This is a genomic window from Streptomyces sp. NPDC001970 (genome assembly GCF_053594115.1).
In genome coordinates, this window is the sequence record NZ_JBSFDW010000036.1 from 78,216 (window position 1) to 93,661 (window position 15,446).

Annotated in this window: 14 protein-coding genes and 4 pseudogenes; 13 read left to right on the forward strand and 5 right to left on the reverse strand. The window is 65.5% G+C overall.

What is annotated here, in order from left to right:
- Positions 1-121: 121 nt before the first annotated feature.
- Complete coding sequence (locus ACWCP0_RS33005) at positions 122-535, reverse strand: GNAT family N-acetyltransferase (RefSeq protein WP_451082429.1); 414 nt, start codon at positions 533-535, stop codon at positions 122-124.
- A gap of 308 nt (positions 536-843) precedes the next feature.
- Here ACWCP0_RS33005 and ACWCP0_RS33010 point away from each other — a divergent pair, with 308 nt between their 5' ends.
- Positions 844-1,383 (forward strand): OsmC family protein, encoded by a 540-nt coding sequence (locus ACWCP0_RS33010; RefSeq protein WP_451082430.1) that lies wholly within the window; start codon positions 844-846, stop codon positions 1,381-1,383.
- A gap of 63 nt (positions 1,384-1,446) precedes the next feature.
- On the opposite strand, the gene fdxA is transcribed toward ACWCP0_RS33010, so the two are convergent.
- Positions 1,447-1,833 (reverse strand): ferredoxin, encoded by a 387-nt coding sequence (fdxA, locus tag ACWCP0_RS33015; protein ID WP_451082431.1) that lies wholly within the window; start codon positions 1,831-1,833, stop codon positions 1,447-1,449.
- A 259-nt stretch (positions 1,834-2,092) separates the two neighbouring features.
- Between fdxA and ACWCP0_RS33020 the strand changes: the two genes are divergently transcribed.
- The 5 genes from ACWCP0_RS33020 (at position 2,093) to ACWCP0_RS33040 (ending at position 7,472) form a co-directional block, all read left to right on the forward strand.
- Positions 2,093-3,337 carry an NAD(P)/FAD-dependent oxidoreductase gene (locus tag ACWCP0_RS33020; protein WP_451082432.1) on the forward strand — a complete coding sequence of 415 codons (1,245 nt, stop codon included), beginning with the start codon at positions 2,093-2,095 and terminating at the stop codon, positions 3,335-3,337.
- A 270-nt stretch (positions 3,338-3,607) separates the two neighbouring features.
- Positions 3,608-5,308 carry an L-aspartate oxidase gene (locus ACWCP0_RS33025; RefSeq protein WP_451082443.1) on the forward strand — a complete coding sequence of 567 codons (1,701 nt, stop codon included), beginning with the start codon at positions 3,608-3,610 and terminating at the stop codon, positions 5,306-5,308.
- Between the two features lie 278 nt (positions 5,309-5,586).
- On the forward strand, positions 5,587-6,333 hold the full coding sequence (locus tag ACWCP0_RS33030; protein ID WP_451082433.1) for an SDR family oxidoreductase: 747 nt from the start codon (positions 5,587-5,589) through the stop codon (positions 6,331-6,333).
- 217 nt (positions 6,334-6,550) lie between these two features.
- A complete protein-coding gene (locus ACWCP0_RS33035; protein WP_451082434.1) occupies positions 6,551-7,150 on the forward strand; it encodes a YceI family protein in 600 nt (199 codons plus the stop codon).
- A gap of 94 nt (positions 7,151-7,244) precedes the next feature.
- Entirely contained in the window at positions 7,245-7,472 is a 228-nt protein-coding gene (locus tag ACWCP0_RS33040) for a hypothetical protein (protein ID WP_451082435.1), read from the forward strand.
- A 488-nt stretch (positions 7,473-7,960) separates the two neighbouring features.
- On the opposite strand, the gene ACWCP0_RS33045 is transcribed toward ACWCP0_RS33040, so the two are convergent.
- The gene (locus ACWCP0_RS33045) at positions 7,961-8,152 is read right to left on the reverse strand and encodes a hypothetical protein (protein WP_451082445.1); all 192 of its coding nucleotides are present in this window, start codon (positions 8,150-8,152) and stop codon (positions 7,961-7,963) included.
- Between the two features lie 78 nt (positions 8,153-8,230).
- Between ACWCP0_RS33045 and ACWCP0_RS33050 the strand changes: the two are divergent.
- From ACWCP0_RS33050 to ACWCP0_RS33065, 4 genes and pseudogenes are all read left to right on the forward strand, one after another.
- Positions 8,231-8,722: pseudogene (locus tag ACWCP0_RS33050) on the forward strand (transposase); the annotation flags it as partial.
- A gap of 370 nt (positions 8,723-9,092) precedes the next feature.
- Positions 9,093-9,269, forward strand: a complete 177-nt coding sequence (locus tag ACWCP0_RS33055; protein ID WP_451082436.1) for a hypothetical protein — start codon at positions 9,093-9,095, stop codon at positions 9,267-9,269.
- Positions 9,266-9,424, forward strand: coding sequence for a hypothetical protein (locus ACWCP0_RS33060; RefSeq protein ID WP_451082437.1), 159 nt, complete (start codon positions 9,266-9,268; stop codon positions 9,422-9,424). The genes ACWCP0_RS33055 and ACWCP0_RS33060 overlap by 4 nt, the downstream gene beginning before the upstream one ends.
- Positions 9,421-9,549 carry a hypothetical protein gene (locus ACWCP0_RS33065; RefSeq protein WP_451082438.1) on the forward strand — a complete coding sequence of 43 codons (129 nt, stop codon included), beginning with the start codon at positions 9,421-9,423 and terminating at the stop codon, positions 9,547-9,549. Before ACWCP0_RS33060 ends, ACWCP0_RS33065 begins: the two co-directional genes overlap by 4 nt.
- Positions 9,550-10,039: 490 nt before the next feature.
- Here the strand turns inward: ACWCP0_RS33065 and qcrB are convergent, their stop codons facing one another.
- Positions 10,040-11,665, reverse strand: coding sequence for a cytochrome bc1 complex cytochrome b subunit (gene qcrB / locus ACWCP0_RS33070; RefSeq protein ID WP_451082444.1), 1,626 nt, complete (start codon positions 11,663-11,665; stop codon positions 10,040-10,042).
- An 801-nt stretch (positions 11,666-12,466) separates the two neighbouring features.
- Here qcrB and ACWCP0_RS33075 point away from each other — a divergent pair.
- Positions 12,467-13,438 carry a pirin family protein gene (locus tag ACWCP0_RS33075; protein ID WP_451082439.1) on the forward strand — a complete coding sequence of 324 codons (972 nt, stop codon included), beginning with the start codon at positions 12,467-12,469 and terminating at the stop codon, positions 13,436-13,438.
- 29 nt (positions 13,439-13,467) lie between these two features.
- Positions 13,468-14,102 (forward strand): annotated as a pseudogene (locus tag ACWCP0_RS33080) (IS5 family transposase); the annotation flags it as partial.
- Positions 14,103-14,164: 62 nt separating this feature from the next.
- On the opposite strand, the pseudogene ACWCP0_RS33085 reads toward ACWCP0_RS33080, so the two are convergent.
- A pseudogene (locus ACWCP0_RS33085) lies at positions 14,165-14,419 on the reverse strand (WhiB family transcriptional regulator); the annotation flags it as partial.
- A gap of 840 nt (positions 14,420-15,259) precedes the next feature.
- On the opposite strand from ACWCP0_RS33085, the pseudogene ACWCP0_RS33090 reads away from it, so the two are divergent.
- A pseudogene (locus ACWCP0_RS33090) lies at positions 15,260-15,446 on the forward strand (RNA polymerase subunit sigma); the annotation flags it as partial.

Consider the following 15,446-nt stretch of genomic DNA (forward strand, 5'->3'; position numbering starts at 1 on the left):
TCCCCCGGGTGGTGGTGGTGGGCCCCCGGCCCCGGGGGCCCCCCGCCCCGGGGGGGTGGGGCCCCCGCCCCCCCGCCGGCCGGCCCCCCCCGCCCCCCCCCCCACGGCACTCCCCCGGCACTCACCAGCCGCCCGCCTGGATTCGGGAACCGGTTCTTCGTCGCCCAGGAGGGATCGTGGTCGCAATATCACTGGTTTCAGCCCAGGCTGTCGTCACGCCCTCCTCCTTGATGCAGTGGACCGGAACGGCAGTGTGGCGCAGGATGGCAGAAATGCGCTCGTCACCAGGCAGGATGAGGCCGTAGATCTCCTTCCAGCCTCCCCTGATGGCATGGTGCCCAAGATGGCGGAGCAGTCGAGTACCGAGCCCATTGTTCTGCCACGCATCCTCGACGAGGAGTGCTGCCTCTGCGTTCTCGTTGTCCGGCATCAGATGCCCCACGGCGACGATACTGTCAGAAGTGTCCTGCACAGCCAGATGCACCGAACCTGGGCGAGCCAGCAGTGTGCACAGGTAAGAATGAGGATCGCCCATCGCCCTGTGGTACCGATTCCACAGTGTGTGGGTGGAGCACCTGCGGTGCATAGCCGCAGCGCGTTCGATGTTGCCTGGACCTATCCGGACAATCTTGAACTTATAGCGCATGGCCTCCTTCTTCCGCAGCCGTGCGCGGTGGGAGAAATCATCATTCGCGTGCGGTCTGACCGGTCATTTAAGCGTCGGGTTCTGAGATAAGACCGTGCAGCACAGCGCAGTGTGACAGCACGCTCGGGTCCTCCGGTCCGAAACCGCTGATGGTGTCCTCTTGAGTACACAACAGGAGGAAAGTCTGTCACACGAGCATGAGCACTTCTGTCTTCCTGGTAACTGGCGAGACACCGCAACGGGCGAAGCTCGCCGTCCCCTTGGTGGTCACCGGCCACGAGCGGTGGATTCCCCTCCTGCAGAGAGGCAGACTGATGTCCGTACGCACCGTGTCAGTTCGTGAGGGGCGGCGTCTTGCCCGCTCCATCGAGGTCGGGCCTCACATCTTGACAGCAGACGAACCTGAACCCATCAGCACGGATTCCGGACCCACACCTGGGGAGCTGCTCCTGGCCGCGCTCGGATCGTGCACCTCCATGGCGGTACGCGCCTACGCGGGCCGGCACGGGTGGCAGCTCCACCACGTCGATGTGGACCTGGACTTCGATGCGCGGGGACAGATCGTCAAGAACATCCGGCTCGCCGGCGACCTGGAGTCCGACCAGGTAGAGAGGCTGCTGGCGGTGGCCGGCCGCTGTCCGGTGCATCGTCTTCTCACGGGAGACGTTTCGGTGGTCACCGTGCCCACGATCACGACATCGTCCCGCCGGCCTCAGGGCCATGCACTGCCGAACTGACCTCACACCGGCTCCCGGTGGCCCTGCGAGGGGAGGGAAGGCCGAGCACGAGGGCGCCCCTGGTCAGGACGGGAACCACAGGTCGGCCTCGGCAGCTTCTTCCTTGCGTATGGTGAATACGGAGATGGCCTTCTTCTGTGAACTCTGCAGGGGCAGTTCGGCGATGAGACGGTGGTCGCCATCGGTGACCAACGGGTCTCCCTGCCACTCGGAAGGCTGCTCGAAGTACTCGGCATTGATGGACCTGTAGTGCGCCCATCGCTGTGGGAGGTCGTCCTCGTAGAAGATGGCCTCCACCGGGCAGACCGGCTCGCACGCGTGGCAGTCGACGCACTCGGACGGGTTGATGTAGAGCGTCCGCTCGCCCTCGTAGATGCAGTCCACCGGGCATTCCGTCACACAGGCCCTGTCCTTGATGTCGACGCAGGGCTGCGCAATGACATACGTCATCTTCTCCTCCTTCGTCGTCAGCGGAGACGATCACGGATGGCTGACCACTGCAGCCCGTCCGGCTAGCCGTATGACCGGGGAACCCATGATGTTGTGACAGTGGCCCATACCTGTACGTCGAGGGCCTGCACGTCCGTTCGGGGCGCCTCACACTGCCGCGAGCGTCTCAATGGCTGAACGGGAGGTTGTCACAGGGTGCGCAGTCACGTGGTCTGATTGGTGACTCTCATAACATGGCTCGCAGCATGCGACATCCGAGATGAGGAACAACGTGTCCCCTGTGAATACTTTCGTGATCGTCGGAGGCGGCCTGGCCGCGGGCAAGGCGGCGGAGACGCTTCGGGAGCACGGCCACAGCGGCCCGCTCGTCATCATCGGCGACGAGCAGGAGCGGCCCTACATCCGGCCGCCGCTTTCCAAGGGCTATCTGCTTGGCAAGGAGGAGCGCGACTCGATCTTCGTGCACCCCGAGGACTGGTACGCGGAGCATGACGTCGACCTGCTCCTGGGCACGAGCGTGAGGGCTGTCGATGTGCGCGCCAAGGAGGTGGAGCTGGACGACGGGCGTCGTGTGCCCTACGCCAAGCTGCTCCTGGCGACCGGTTCGTCTCCGCGCCGTCTGTCCATTCCCGGAGCGGATCTCGACAACGTTCTGTATCTGCGGCGCGTGGGAGACAGCGAACGGCTCAAAGCCGCCTTCACCAAGGGGGCGAAGATCGTCGTCATCGGCGGCGGCTGGATCGGCCTCGAGACCGCCGCGGCCGCCCGGATGGCCGGCGCGGAGGTGACGGTGCTCGAGCACTCGGAGCTGCCGCTGCTGAAGGTGCTCGGGCGTGAGGCGGCAGAAGTGTTCGCCGGCCTGCACAAGGATCACGGGGTGGATCTGCGCCCTCGCGCGCAGGTCGAGAGCATCACCGGAACCGGTGGTCGCGTGGACGGGGTGACGCTCGCCGACGGCAGCCACCTGGCCGCGGACGCCGTGGTCGTGGGCATCGGCATCACACCCAACGTCCGACTTGCGGAGGAAGCGGGCCTTGAGGTGCGGAACGGCATCGTCACCGACGAGCACCTGCGGACCTCGGTGGCCGACATCTACGCCGCGGGTGACGTCGCCAACGCCTACCACCCGCTGCTCGGCCATCACATCCGTGTCGAGCACTGGGCCAATGCCTTGAACCAGCCGCTCACGGCCGCGCTGAGCATGCTCGGCAAGGACGCCGTCTACGACAGGCTGCCGTACTTCTACACTGATCAGTACGACCTCGGGATGGAGTACACGGGTTACACAGAGCCGGGCGGCTACGACCGTGTCATCTTCCGTGGCGACGCCGCCGAACGGCAGTTCATCGCCTTCTGGATGTCGGGGAACCGTGTGCTCGCGGGGATGAGCGTCAATGTGTGGGACGTCATCGATCCGATCCGTTCCCTGATCCTGTCCGGGTCCGACATCGACGACGCCCTCCTCGCCGATCCCGATGTCCCCCTGGACAGCCTCCTCCCCTGACGCTTCGCGCTCGTGGGTGAGGGGCGACGACATCGCAGGCCATCGTCACCCCCTCACCCACGTATTCGCCGGACAGAGCGCGTGGCTGCACGGATGAAGGGAACCCGCGGCCCCGTCCGCCGCCGCGCCGCACACGTTCTTCGGCACGGCCGTCGCGAGACGGAAAGTCCTCGATTCCGGTGTCACAAATACCCCGATCGCCTGGTCGTACTCATGACGACCAAGTCGATCGGAGTAATCGTGGCTATCACCGAACAACGTATTTCCACCATGGTGCTGGTGATCGGTACCGGCGGATCCGGCCTGCGGGCGGCGATCGAGCTGGCCGAGGCCGGTATCGACGTCCTCGCCGTCGGTAAGCGCCCCAAGGACGATACCCACACGGCCCTCGCTGCCGGGGGAATCAACGCAGCCCTGGCCACGATGGACCCCGAGGACAGCTGGCAGCAGCATGCCGCGGACACCCTCAAGGAGAGCTACCTGCTCGGCGATCCCCGCACCGCCGAGATCGTCACCCAGGGCGCCGCCCTGGGCATCGACGATCTGGAGCGCTACGGCATGGCCTTCGCGAGGGAGACGGACGGCCGTATCTCCCAGCGGTTCTTCGGCGCGCACAAGTTCCGCCGCACCGCCTTCGCCGGCGACTACACCGGTCTGGAGATCCAGCGCACGCTCATCAGGCGCGCAGGCCAGCTCGACATTCCCATGCTCGACAGCGTCTACATCACCCGGCTCCTGGTCCACGACGGTGCCGTGTTCGGGGCCTACGGCTTCGACCTCAACAGCGGAACGCGCTACCTCATCCACGCCGACGCCGTCATCCTCGCGGCCGGCGGCCACACCCGCATCTGGCGCCGCACCTCCTCACGACGCGACGAGAACACCGGTGACTCGTTCCGGCTCGCCGTCGAGGCCGGGGCCCGTCTGCGCGACCCGGAGCTGGTCCAGTTCCACCCCTCGGGAATCATCGAGCCGGAGAACGCGGCCGGCACCCTCGTCAGCGAAGCCGCACGCGGCGAGGGCGGCATCCTGCGCAACGGGGTCGGCGAGCGGTTCATGGTCCACTACGACCCCAAGCGCATGGAACTCTCCACCCGCGACCGCGTGGCCCTCGCCTCCTACACGGAAATCAAGGAAGGACGGGGCACACCCAAGGGCGGGGTATGGCTCGACGTCTCCCACCTCCCCCGGCAGACGATCATGGCCCGGCTCCCCCGGGTCTATCAGACGCTTCTGGACCTGCAGATGCTGGACATCACCCGCGAGCCGATCGAGGTCGCGCCCACGGCGCACTACTCGATGGGCGGGGTCTGGGTCCGGCCCGAGGACCACAGCACCGACGTCCGCGGCCTCTATGCCATCGGTGAGGCGGCAAGCGGGCTGCACGGCGCCAACCGCCTCGGCGGCAACAGCCTCATCGAGCTGCTGGTCTACGGCCGCATCACCGGACAGGCAGCCGCCGCCTACTCCGAGTCGCTGACTGCGCAACCGCGGTCGGCATCGGCGGTGGCCGAGGCCCGTGCGGAGGTCGACGACCTGCTCGTCGCGGACGGGCCGGAGAACGTCCGCGCACTGCAGCGCGCCATCCGCAACACCATGACCGAGCACGCGGGCGTCGTACGCGACGAGGAAGGGCTGCGCGCCGGGCTGGCGGAACTCGCTGCGATCGAGGAGCGGATGGAGAACGTCGGTGTCCATCCCGACATCGCCGGCTACCAGGATCTCGCGCACGCCTTCGATCTCAAGTCCGCCGCCCTGGCCGCCCGGGCCACACTCGAAGCGGCACTCGAGCGCCGTGAGACCCGCGGCTGCCACAACCGCAGCGATTACCCGGACATGGACCCCGCACTGCAGGTCAACCTCGTGTGGTCCCCCAGCACGGGGATCACCCACGAAAACATTCCCCCGATCCCGGACGAGATTTCCTCTCTGATGGAAGATGTCTCGACCGAAGGAAAGCTCGTAGAGTAACCAGGCGGGTTTTGCCTTCCAGCACGCCGCGCCTGCAGGCGCATCTCTTGCACACGCACACTCGCGTAATTTCATGTGGACGTGCACGGTGCAACACCGTGGCGCCACCCCGGGGTTCGCCCGCGTCGTTGAGAAGAATCTCCGATTCCACCCGGGCGCCCTGTCACAAATACAGTCACCGTCCTGTCATCTCATGCAGACAACCATGACCGGTGTCGGCGAGCAGCTCGGCTCATCGCGCCCGCTGCAGATGAAGTACCTCCGAAAGGATCCCAATCATGAAGGTCGTAGTGATCGGCGGCACCGGGCTGATCGGCTCAAAGCTGGTCGTCAAGCTCAACGAGCGTGGGCACGAGGCGGTCGCGGCCGCGCCCAACACCGGCGTCAACACGCTGACGGGCGAGGGGCTGGCCGAGGTGCTGCAGGGCGCAGAGGTCGTGGTCGACGTGTCCAACGCGCCCTCGTGGGAGGACGACGCCGTGATGAACTTCTTCCGCACCTCCACGGCCAACCTCCTGAAGGCTGAGGCCGAGGCCGGCGTGACGCACCACGTGGCGCTGTCCGTGGTCGGCACCGATCGCCTCCAGGAGAGCGGGTACTTCCGCGCCAAGCAGGCCCAGGAAGAGCTGATCAAGACGTCCGGCATCCCGTACTCCATCGTCCACGCCACGCAGTTCTTCGAGTTCGTCAAGGGGATCGCGGACGCAGCGACCGAGGGCGACACCGTGCGTCTGGCCCCCGTCAAGTTCCAGCCCATCTACTCCGACGACGTGGCCGCCGCTGTCGGCCGCACTGCGGTCGGCGCCCCGGCCAACGGCGTGGTGGAGGTCGCCGGCCCCGACACCTTCCAGCTCGACGAGCTCATCCGTAAGGGACTCGCCGCCAAGAACGACCCCCGCACGGTCGTCACGGACCCGCACGCCCGGTACTACGGAGCCGAGCTGGAGGAGACCACGCTCGTGCCGGGTCCCGGCGCGCACCTCGCCGAGACCCGGTTCACCGACTGGCTCGCGCAGAAGCAGTAAGTCCTCGGGGTGGCCCTGCTCACAGGCAGGGCCACCCGCCCTCGTCCGAGGGCTCACTCTGCCGCCTGCGCACAGCAGGTCACATGCGTCTGGGTTTCGATGCCAATGACCGGCACGGCTTCAGTGCAAACAGGAACCCTGGATTCAACTGCGGTTCCCGGCAGCTGTGCCGACATCTGTCCACCTCACATCCACAGCACGAAGGAAGCGGCGCGCCATGCTCAAGAACCGCGGGGAAGCCACTCTGTCCGACACCAACCCCTACGAAGCGCTGACCGGGGTCTACACCATCGACCCCGCCCACAGCACGATCGGCTTCGCCGTGCGGCACGCCATGATCACGAATGTGCGCGGAACGTTCACCGACTTCGAAGGGGTTCTCAAGCTCGACGGATCCCAGCCCACTCAGTCCGAGGCATACGTGAGTGTTCAGACCGGCAGTCTGGATACGGGGATGCGCGACCGGGATGCGCATGTCACCGGCCCGGACTTCTTCGATTCCGCGTTGTTCCCGTTGATGACCTTCCGCTCCACCGGGATCCTCCGCACTGATGACGACCGGTTCCGCATGTCCGGGGACCTGAGGATCAGGGACGTCGAACTGCCGATCATCATGGACCTCGAGTTCGGTGGGGCCAGCCGGGACCCCTACGGGAAGAACCGTATCGGCTTCGAGGGCACAGCCACCCTGCAGCGTTCCGACTGGGGGCTCGCCTGGAACACGGCGCTGGACACGGGGGGCGTCCTGCTCAGCGACAAAGTGAAGTTGATCCTCGACATATCGGCAGTGCAGCTGAACCAGACGCAGGCTGCCTGACGATGGGACGCTCGTCGGCACATCAGACGTCCCCTCATGGGCAGCCGATGTGACGGCCAGATTTCTTCAGGCCTCTGCCGAAGTAGGACGCGTGATGACCCCAACATCTGAGAACCGACTCGCTGTCACGGCCACCGTGGTGTCGCTGACCGCCGAAGCCACCGAGCTCGAGACCCATGTCACCGAGCTTCGCGAAGCACTCGCTGCGCTCGACGAGCAAATAGGAGCCTTGTCCAACGCGCTGCACCAGATTCACCGTTCAGCAGTTCCCTCGAGCGCCGCCACCAATGAAGAACACTCAGGCGGAGACCGGACAGAATAGCTCGGTCCGTGTGAGGGGATTTGCACTACAGGTGCGGACCACAGGCGCATCCGCGTCCTGCACGAGCAGCGCTGCCTTCAGTGATACGGCGACTGATCTTCGCCTACCGCGTGGTCCCGCCTCGGGTGGCGCAGATCCCCGCCGCACTGGACGGTCAACTACCACGTCAACGTCCGGAACGGACGCCGGTGGTTCGTCATCAAGGTCTACCGCGACGGTGCCCACTGCAGACGGAACGTGCGGCCGTCGAGCCGGCCTCGTTCACGCGCGCCGGTGGCGTGCCGGCCGGCGGTGCGGCGCACCGTCGAGAGCGACCTGATGGAGACCGGAGGCCGGCTACCGATGTCGCTTCGCTGTGGGAGTACGTCGCCGGCGCGGTGACCGCCGAGGGCGGCCTTACCGGGGCCCGGGCCATCGGTCGGCACCACCCTCCGCCGGGCTACACCGCGGCTCGCCGCTCATCCCGCCGCCACAAGCCCCGGCAGCTTTCAGGAGCCGAGGTCTGCGATCTGCCACGGGCGCGGGCCCACTTCGGCCAGATGCTCAGCGAACTCGGTCGGCAGGGCCGGCTCGACGCCTTCGAGGCCTGGGCCCTGGAGGCCGTCCGGAAACGCGTAGCGCTGGAAGGGGCCGCCGCGATCCTGGAGCACCTGCCGCTTCTGACGGAGCAGATCGTGCACGGCGACCTCGCTTCACCGAACCTGCCGCTGCACAGCGACGAGGTGGGAGCGACAGGGATTTCCACGCGCCGCGCCCGCTCGTCATGGGCTTCGTGCTGCCGCACCCGCGAGGCCCGCAACCTGCTTGCCAGGTCTCCAAGTCCGCTCAGCCCTGGGTGGCAACACCTGCTGCGGACCGTTTTCGTATAGCCCGACGCCGAAGCCGCAGTCCATTTGGATGCCCCGCAGGGTGACCTACCGGCGTTCACCGCTTTCCCCCATGAGATCTGGCAGCAGACTGGTCGAACAATCCCCAGGACAGGCTGAATAGGGAGATCAGGCGTCGCACCGAGTGCTCGGGATCTTCCCCGACCCACCGCTCTGAACCGGCTGGTGGGCGCCGGGCTGGCCGAGCAGAACGACGAGTGGACCGAAGCCCGCCGCCACATGGGCCGCGAACTTCTCGCCACGCTCCGCCTCCACCCGATCGAGTCAGAAGCAGACGAACCTGTACTCCCGACCGATCTCACCGCACAGCCTCAAGGAACGAGATCACCGAGTGGCCGGCGTACACCACACCAGCGGACGTGACCGCAGCCAATTCCGGCTCGGACCAACGAAAGGCTTGCGGTGACCGCGTCATCACTGTCTTGTCCGCCCTCTCCCGGCCGGCAGGTGCCATCGCACCCGGTCGGATGGAGAGGACGGCACAGTCGACGGTGGCGCACACCAGGTCGAGGTCACCGACGGCGTCGACACCACGAGGACACCCACACCGCGGCCGCGATCGACTCCGCCGGCCGGGTCCTGGGATCAGCCCAGTTTCCTGTCTCCGGGCTTGGCTACCGCAAACTGCTGACCTGGCTCCGCTCATTCGGCTTCCTGGTCATGGTGTGAGCGGAAGGCACCGGCGCCTACGGCGTGGGCCTGGCCCCGTTACCTGCGCGAGCACGAGGTCACCGTGGTGGAGATCGACCGCCCCGACCGCAAGACCCGGCGCTGGCAGGGCAAGTCCGACCCGGTCGATGCGGAAGCAGCCGCCGGGGCCGCGCTCGCCGAACGCCGCACCGGCATACCCAAGCTCCACGACGGCCGGGTCGAGTCCTGCGGGCACTGCGGGTCGCCCGCCGCAGCGTGATCCAGCAGCGAGCTGACGGCGCCAAGCCGATCAAGACGCTGATCGCCACGGCGCCGCAAGGAGTCCGGACCATGCTGCGGCACCTCGGCGACAAGGATCTGCCGGCCATCCGCGCGACCTTCCGCCCCGTCCTGGATCAGGCCGGGGATCCATGACCGGGACGAAGATCGCTTTGCGGTCCCTCGCCCGCCGCCACCGCGACCTCGGCCAGGGGATCGACGAGCTCGACAAGCTGATCGCCCCGCTCACCGAAGAGACCAATCCTGCCCTTATGAACTGAACGGCGTCGGCCCCGATGTCGCCGGCCGGCTGTCGGTCGCCACGGGCGACAACCCCGACCCGCTCCGCCCCGAAGCGGCGTTCACTTGCGGCCGGCGCTCCCGGGCCGGGGTACAGGTCTGCCGGTACGTCGGGAAGTCGGCCACCGCGGTGGTCCCCCCGTCACGAGCACCGCATGCGCCTCGCCCCGCCGGGTCCTTCGCGCAGTCGTCACACCGTCCGCGGACACTGCCAAACCCCCGGCGCTCCTCCCCTCCCGGACCAGGCCCAGCCGCCGCCCCGTCCTGGACCACAACCGCGCCACCATGAACACCGCGACGAACGGTGATTCCCGATGGCGCTCCCCGACCGAGGCCCCAGCCTCCTTCTGCATCTCTGGCACTGTCACGAGCTCAACGCCCTGTCGTTTCGCCACGACCGGCAGGACGACGAGAACCGCACAAGGGGGAAAGGGCATCAAGACACCCAGCGCACCGTCCGACCACGGGATGTCACCGTCGGTGCCGGCCGGTGATCTCCTTGTACTCTTGGACGGTGGGCTTGGGGACCTGTGTGCCCTCCCCGTAAAAGCTCCGGCTGAGCCTGGCTCGCAGCCGCTGAGCCCGAGTGGGCTTGCCCTTCACGCTCGCCTCGCTTCCCGCCGGAACGGGGGCGAGGGGCTTGTACTGCTCGTGCGCCGTCAGGGTGTGCAGTCGTTCTTGGCTGAGCGGTTCGTGCACCTCAATGAACTCACCGTGAGGCAGACGTCTGATGACGCCGGTCTCGCGGCCGTGCAGTACTCTGTCGCGGTCGCGCCGCTGGAGGCCGAGAGCCCAGCGCTTCGCTATGACGTAGACGACCACAGGCACAACGAAGAGACCGATGCGGACCGCCCACGTCACGGCATTGACCGAGACATGAAGTTGAGTGGCGATCAGATCGTTCGCCGCGCCGAGCAACGCCACGAGGTACACACTCAGCCACGCGGCACCGAGCCCCGTGCGCACCGGCCGGTTGCGTGGGCTGTCGAGGAGGTGATGCTCGCGATCATCACCAGTGACCCAAGACTCGATAAAGGGGTATGCGCCCAATGCGAGGAAGAGGCCGGCGCCCACCAACAACGGGATGAGGTTATCGAGAGCAAGGGTATGGCCCCAGAAATTGATCTCCCAGCCGGGCATGACTCGTAGTAGACCGTCAGCTACGCCCATGTACCAGTCGGGCTGCGACCCCGCCGAAACCTGATCGGCGCGATAAGGACCGTACTTCCAGATGGGGTTGATCTGCGCGATCGACGCGATGAAGAAGATGAGACCGGCGACCAGGAAGAAATATCCGGCCGATTTCACGGCGTACACCCGAAGCGGCAAGCCGACGAAGTTCTTGTTCGAGCGTCCAGGCCCGGGGTACTGGGTGTGCCTGTGGTGGATGGACAAGGCCAGGTGGACGACAATCAGTGCCACCATGATGGCCGGGATCAGCAGAACGTGGATGGTGTTGAAGCGGGCCACCAGGTCATTCCCTGGGAAATCGCCACCAAAAAGGAACATTGATAGGTAGGTGCCTGCAACGGGCACAGAGAGGATTGTTCCGTTCACGACTGCAAGCCCAGTACCAGAAAGAAGATCGTCTGGTAGGTCGTATCCGGTCAAGCCCCCGAACATGCCCAGGATCAGCAGCAGGTAGCCGAACACCCAGTTGAGCTCACGCGGCTTGCGGAATGCACCCGTGAAGAAGACACGCATCATATGCACGAACACGCCGGCGACGAAGATCAGCGCTGCCCAGTGGTGGGCCTGTCGGATCAGTAGACCGCCACGGACATCGAAGGATATGTGCATGGTCGAGTTGAATGCTTCCGACACGAGCTGACCCTGCAACGGAACATAGCTGCCCTGGTATTGCAGCAGTTCCGATGACGGGTGGAAGTAGAAAGTCAGGTACACACCGGTGAGGACAAGGATGATGAAACTGTAGAGACAGATTTCCCCCAGCATGAAAGACCAGTGGTCCGGGAACACCCTTCGTATGCTGGCCTTGGCCAGGTTGTAGGAACCCAATCGGCCATCGGTCCAATCGGCTACCTTTTCCCCTCTGCGCCCTTTCTGTGAATCGGCCGGTTGGGTCTCCTTGCCCATCATTAACCACTCATTCCTGAATTACTCGCGCGTTGCGTCTAACGACTTTGCAGGCCCTGAATATTCGGCCTCAATGTGAGTCCACGATCGCGAGTGAGAATTTCAGACCAGTGCAGCAGGGTGCTGTCCGCGACGGGTCCAGGTAATCGGTGCAGTCCGTGCTCGGGAATCCCGCACCCTCGTACGGCCTCGGGCGACAGGCTCTACGACACCTTTTCGATGCACCGCGTGACGTTGTGCGCACGCGACACGCTGACACGGTGCAAAGCCGTGTCCCCCCGCGTGTGGGCCATTGCTCCTCCGCGATGCAGGAGGCCGGGGAGTTGACTCGCTCGTACGTACCTCCCCTACAGCTGTATCTCAAGCAGGGCGGAGGCGGCCTGATGCACTGCAGCCGGGATCCTGCGCGGCACGCTCGAGGATTGAACTGTTCACGGCTGTACTCCTAGGGCAGGGTTCGTGAACCGCTGTCCCTCTTATGACCAGCCACCCAGTGAAGGTGTGACATACCGTGATGGGGAGTCTTCCGTCACCTGTATGGTGGGAGCGGTGTGGTCGGTGAGCCGAGCCTGCACAGAGTGTTTCGGCCACAGTGCCGTCGCCGGATCTGATGCCCCTGCCGCTCCCGCCGAGAGCCGAGCATGTCATGGGTGAGACAGTCCCGTGACACTTCGGCCTGGAGAGCCACTGCTGAGAACGTCACGTGGAGTCGGGCTCTTGCATCCGTTCGGTCGTCTCCCCAACCGGCCTACCGTCAGCACACCGTTTCGACCGAAACGTCACGAGAAGAGGATGCATCCTGTGAGCAATATGGAGACACACCCCGCCGAGCTGGCGTATGCAAGCGAGGACCTCCCTAAGCAGGACATCGAGATCCTCACCGCGCGGAAGGTACCACTCGGGGGCCCGCGCGCCATGACCGTGCGACGCACATTGCCTCAGCGAGCACGAACGCTTATCGGCGCCTGGTGCCTCGCTGATCGCTACGGCCCTGACGATGTGGCTCTGACCGGCGGCATGAGGGTGGCGCCCCACCCACACACCGGATTGCAGACGGTGAGCTGGCTGTTCAGCGGCGAGATCGAGCATCGCGACAGCCTCGGCAACCATGCATTCATCAGGCCCGGTGAACTGAACCTCATGACGGGCGGCTTCGGAATCAGCCACTCCGAGGTGTCAACGCAACGGACAACGCTGTTGCACGGCCTGCAGCTATGGGTTGCTCTCCCCCAGGCGCATCGCCTTACAGCGCGGAACTTCCAGCACTACGTACCGGGCCTTGTGCCCCTGGACGGCGGCGAGGCCCGAGTGTTCCTTGGCTCTCTCGCGGGTGACACATCCCCTGTTCCCACCTTCACTCCTCTGCTCGGCGCGGAACTTTCGATCGAGCCGGACGCCACGGTGCATCTCCCCGTCAACGAGGAGTTCGAGCACGGTGTCATCGTTGACAGCGGCAAGGTGCACATGAACGGAACATCTCTCGGAGCTGCCGAACTCGGCTACGCCGCATCCGGACTTACGGCGCTCACCCTGACCAACGCATCCCCGCAGCAGGCGCGGGTGGTACTGCTGGGTGGGCCGCCGTTCCAGGAGGAAATCGTCATGTGGTGGAACTTCATCGGCCGTACGCACGAGGACATCGTCCAGGCCCGGGACGCCTGGCAGAGCGGATCTGACAGGTTCGGCCGGGTCGAGGGGTACGACGGAGATCGTCTCCCCGCGCCGGCACTGCCCAATGCCACCATTGCACCGCGAAGGAACCCGGTTTCCTAGACGTCTTCTCATTTGGTTGACTCAGTAGGCTGTCGGTCGTGGTGGGGATCGTCGAGCGGCTGGGTCCGGACGAGTTCTGGGAGTGGTTCCAGCGGGTGGTGCCGGAGGCGCCGTCGCGGCCTCAGGATGGTGGCCGCCGTCGGCACGGCGACCGGGAGGTGCCGGCGCGATCGTGTTCGTGGCGACGTCGGCTGCACATGGCGGCAGTTGCCTTCAGCCTCATCGGGGCCGTCGGGAGCGCCGGCCCATGGGCGCTTCTCCCAGTGGACGAAGGCCGGAGTGTGGGCCAAGCTCCACCGCCTGGTCCTCGACGAGCTCTGCTCCCGCGGCGAGTTGGACCGGTCCCGCTGCGCGATCGATTCGGTGCACATGAGGGCTCTGAAGACGGGCGCCTGACAGGCCCGAGTCCTGTCGACCGGGGCATGTACGGATCGAAGATCCACTTGGTCACCGAGCGGACCGGTCTGCCCCTGTCCGTCGGAATCTCGGGGGCGAACGGGCACGACAGCCAGGCGCTGATCCCCCTGGTAAGGGGCATAGCGCCGATCCGCTCCCCCAAGGCCGCCGAGGCCGCAAGCCGGACAAGCTCCACGCCGACAAGGGTTACGACTACTCCCACCTGCGGCAATGGTTACTCGAGCGCGGCATCACCCACCGCATCGCCACATGATGTTTCGCTGAATCGAGTCCATCAGAGGGGTGCCGTAATGGGCGCGCCGCATTTCCCGTTTTGTTATCGGACCGGCGCACCAGGCGTTGCCTCATGGCGCGGCGTTCACCTTCTGTAGTGCCGCCCCATATTCCGTCCACTGAAACAGCCTTGACAGCCCAGTTGAGACACTGCTCCACAACGGGGCAGCGACGACACACGGCCTTCGCCTCATCTACCTGCATCAGTGTGGCACCACTGTTGCTGTTACCCACGGGGAAGAACAGGTCAGGGTCTCTGCCTCGACAGACCGCCATTTCACGCCAATCCACAGAAGGCCTCCTCGTTGAATAGGTGTGAAACAATCTGAAGACCGGATGATTGCGGTGGGAATCCGGTGGGAAAAGATGTCGTTTCCCTTCCCGAGCAAGCCGATTCAATTCGGCCGTCACACCAGTGCACGAAGGTCGGTTGTCTGCTCATGGACCGGTCTGTTCAGAAGTCTCTGCGTGCACATGAGATCGCGATCTTTCCTGGGGCCGCATGAAACAGCACTACGATCCCTCGCACGTGAGACCGAGTGGTCGGCGTGTGTGTGACACATGCCCTGCGCTCTCGTGATGACCCACTGCATCCGCTGCGTCCTGGCCATCTACGGTCGAGCACAGCCCTCCAGAGATCGCCAAACAGTGGGGCGAAGCAGGACCACGTCCATGAACTCACCGGCCCAGGAGCTCTTCACTGGCCCCGCGAACGGCCTGCGGACCGGCCCGGCTGGGGGCATCCGATATCCGATCGGTGCCCATGAGCCCCAGCCCAGGTGTGGAGCTTCGACAGGCGTCGACGTCGACGGAGCAGCTCTGAGATCAGGACGGTGGCCCCGCGTAGCCGCAGTTCGAGCGGACGTGACCTGCGGTACACCTTGGTCGGCCACTGTCACAAGTTTTACGTCTGTCCGGTCTGATGGTCAGAAGCACGGAGAAAGAAAAGACGTGATACACGAGGACTTCATCGTCACCTGCCGCACCGCCTTCCCCAAGCACCGAGACGTGGAAAGAAGCATCCTGCCGACGAGGCGCCGGGTCTGCCTCTGCCTTCGTGCACAGACCAGTCATCTGGATGACTGCGGGGCGGCTGCGTTGTGTGGTGCCATACCAGAGGGAGGATGCCGTATGGAACAGACCGATGACGGGGTGCCGATCGCGGAGCTGCTCGATGAGCGGCGGCATCTGCTCGATGTCGCCTGCTGGATGCTGGGCGCCGACAGTGAGGCCGAGGGCGTCATTGATGAGACCTACCGGCGGTGGTACGAGCTGTCCGAGCCGGTGCGGGCGCAGATCGCGGCGCCCCGTTCCTGGC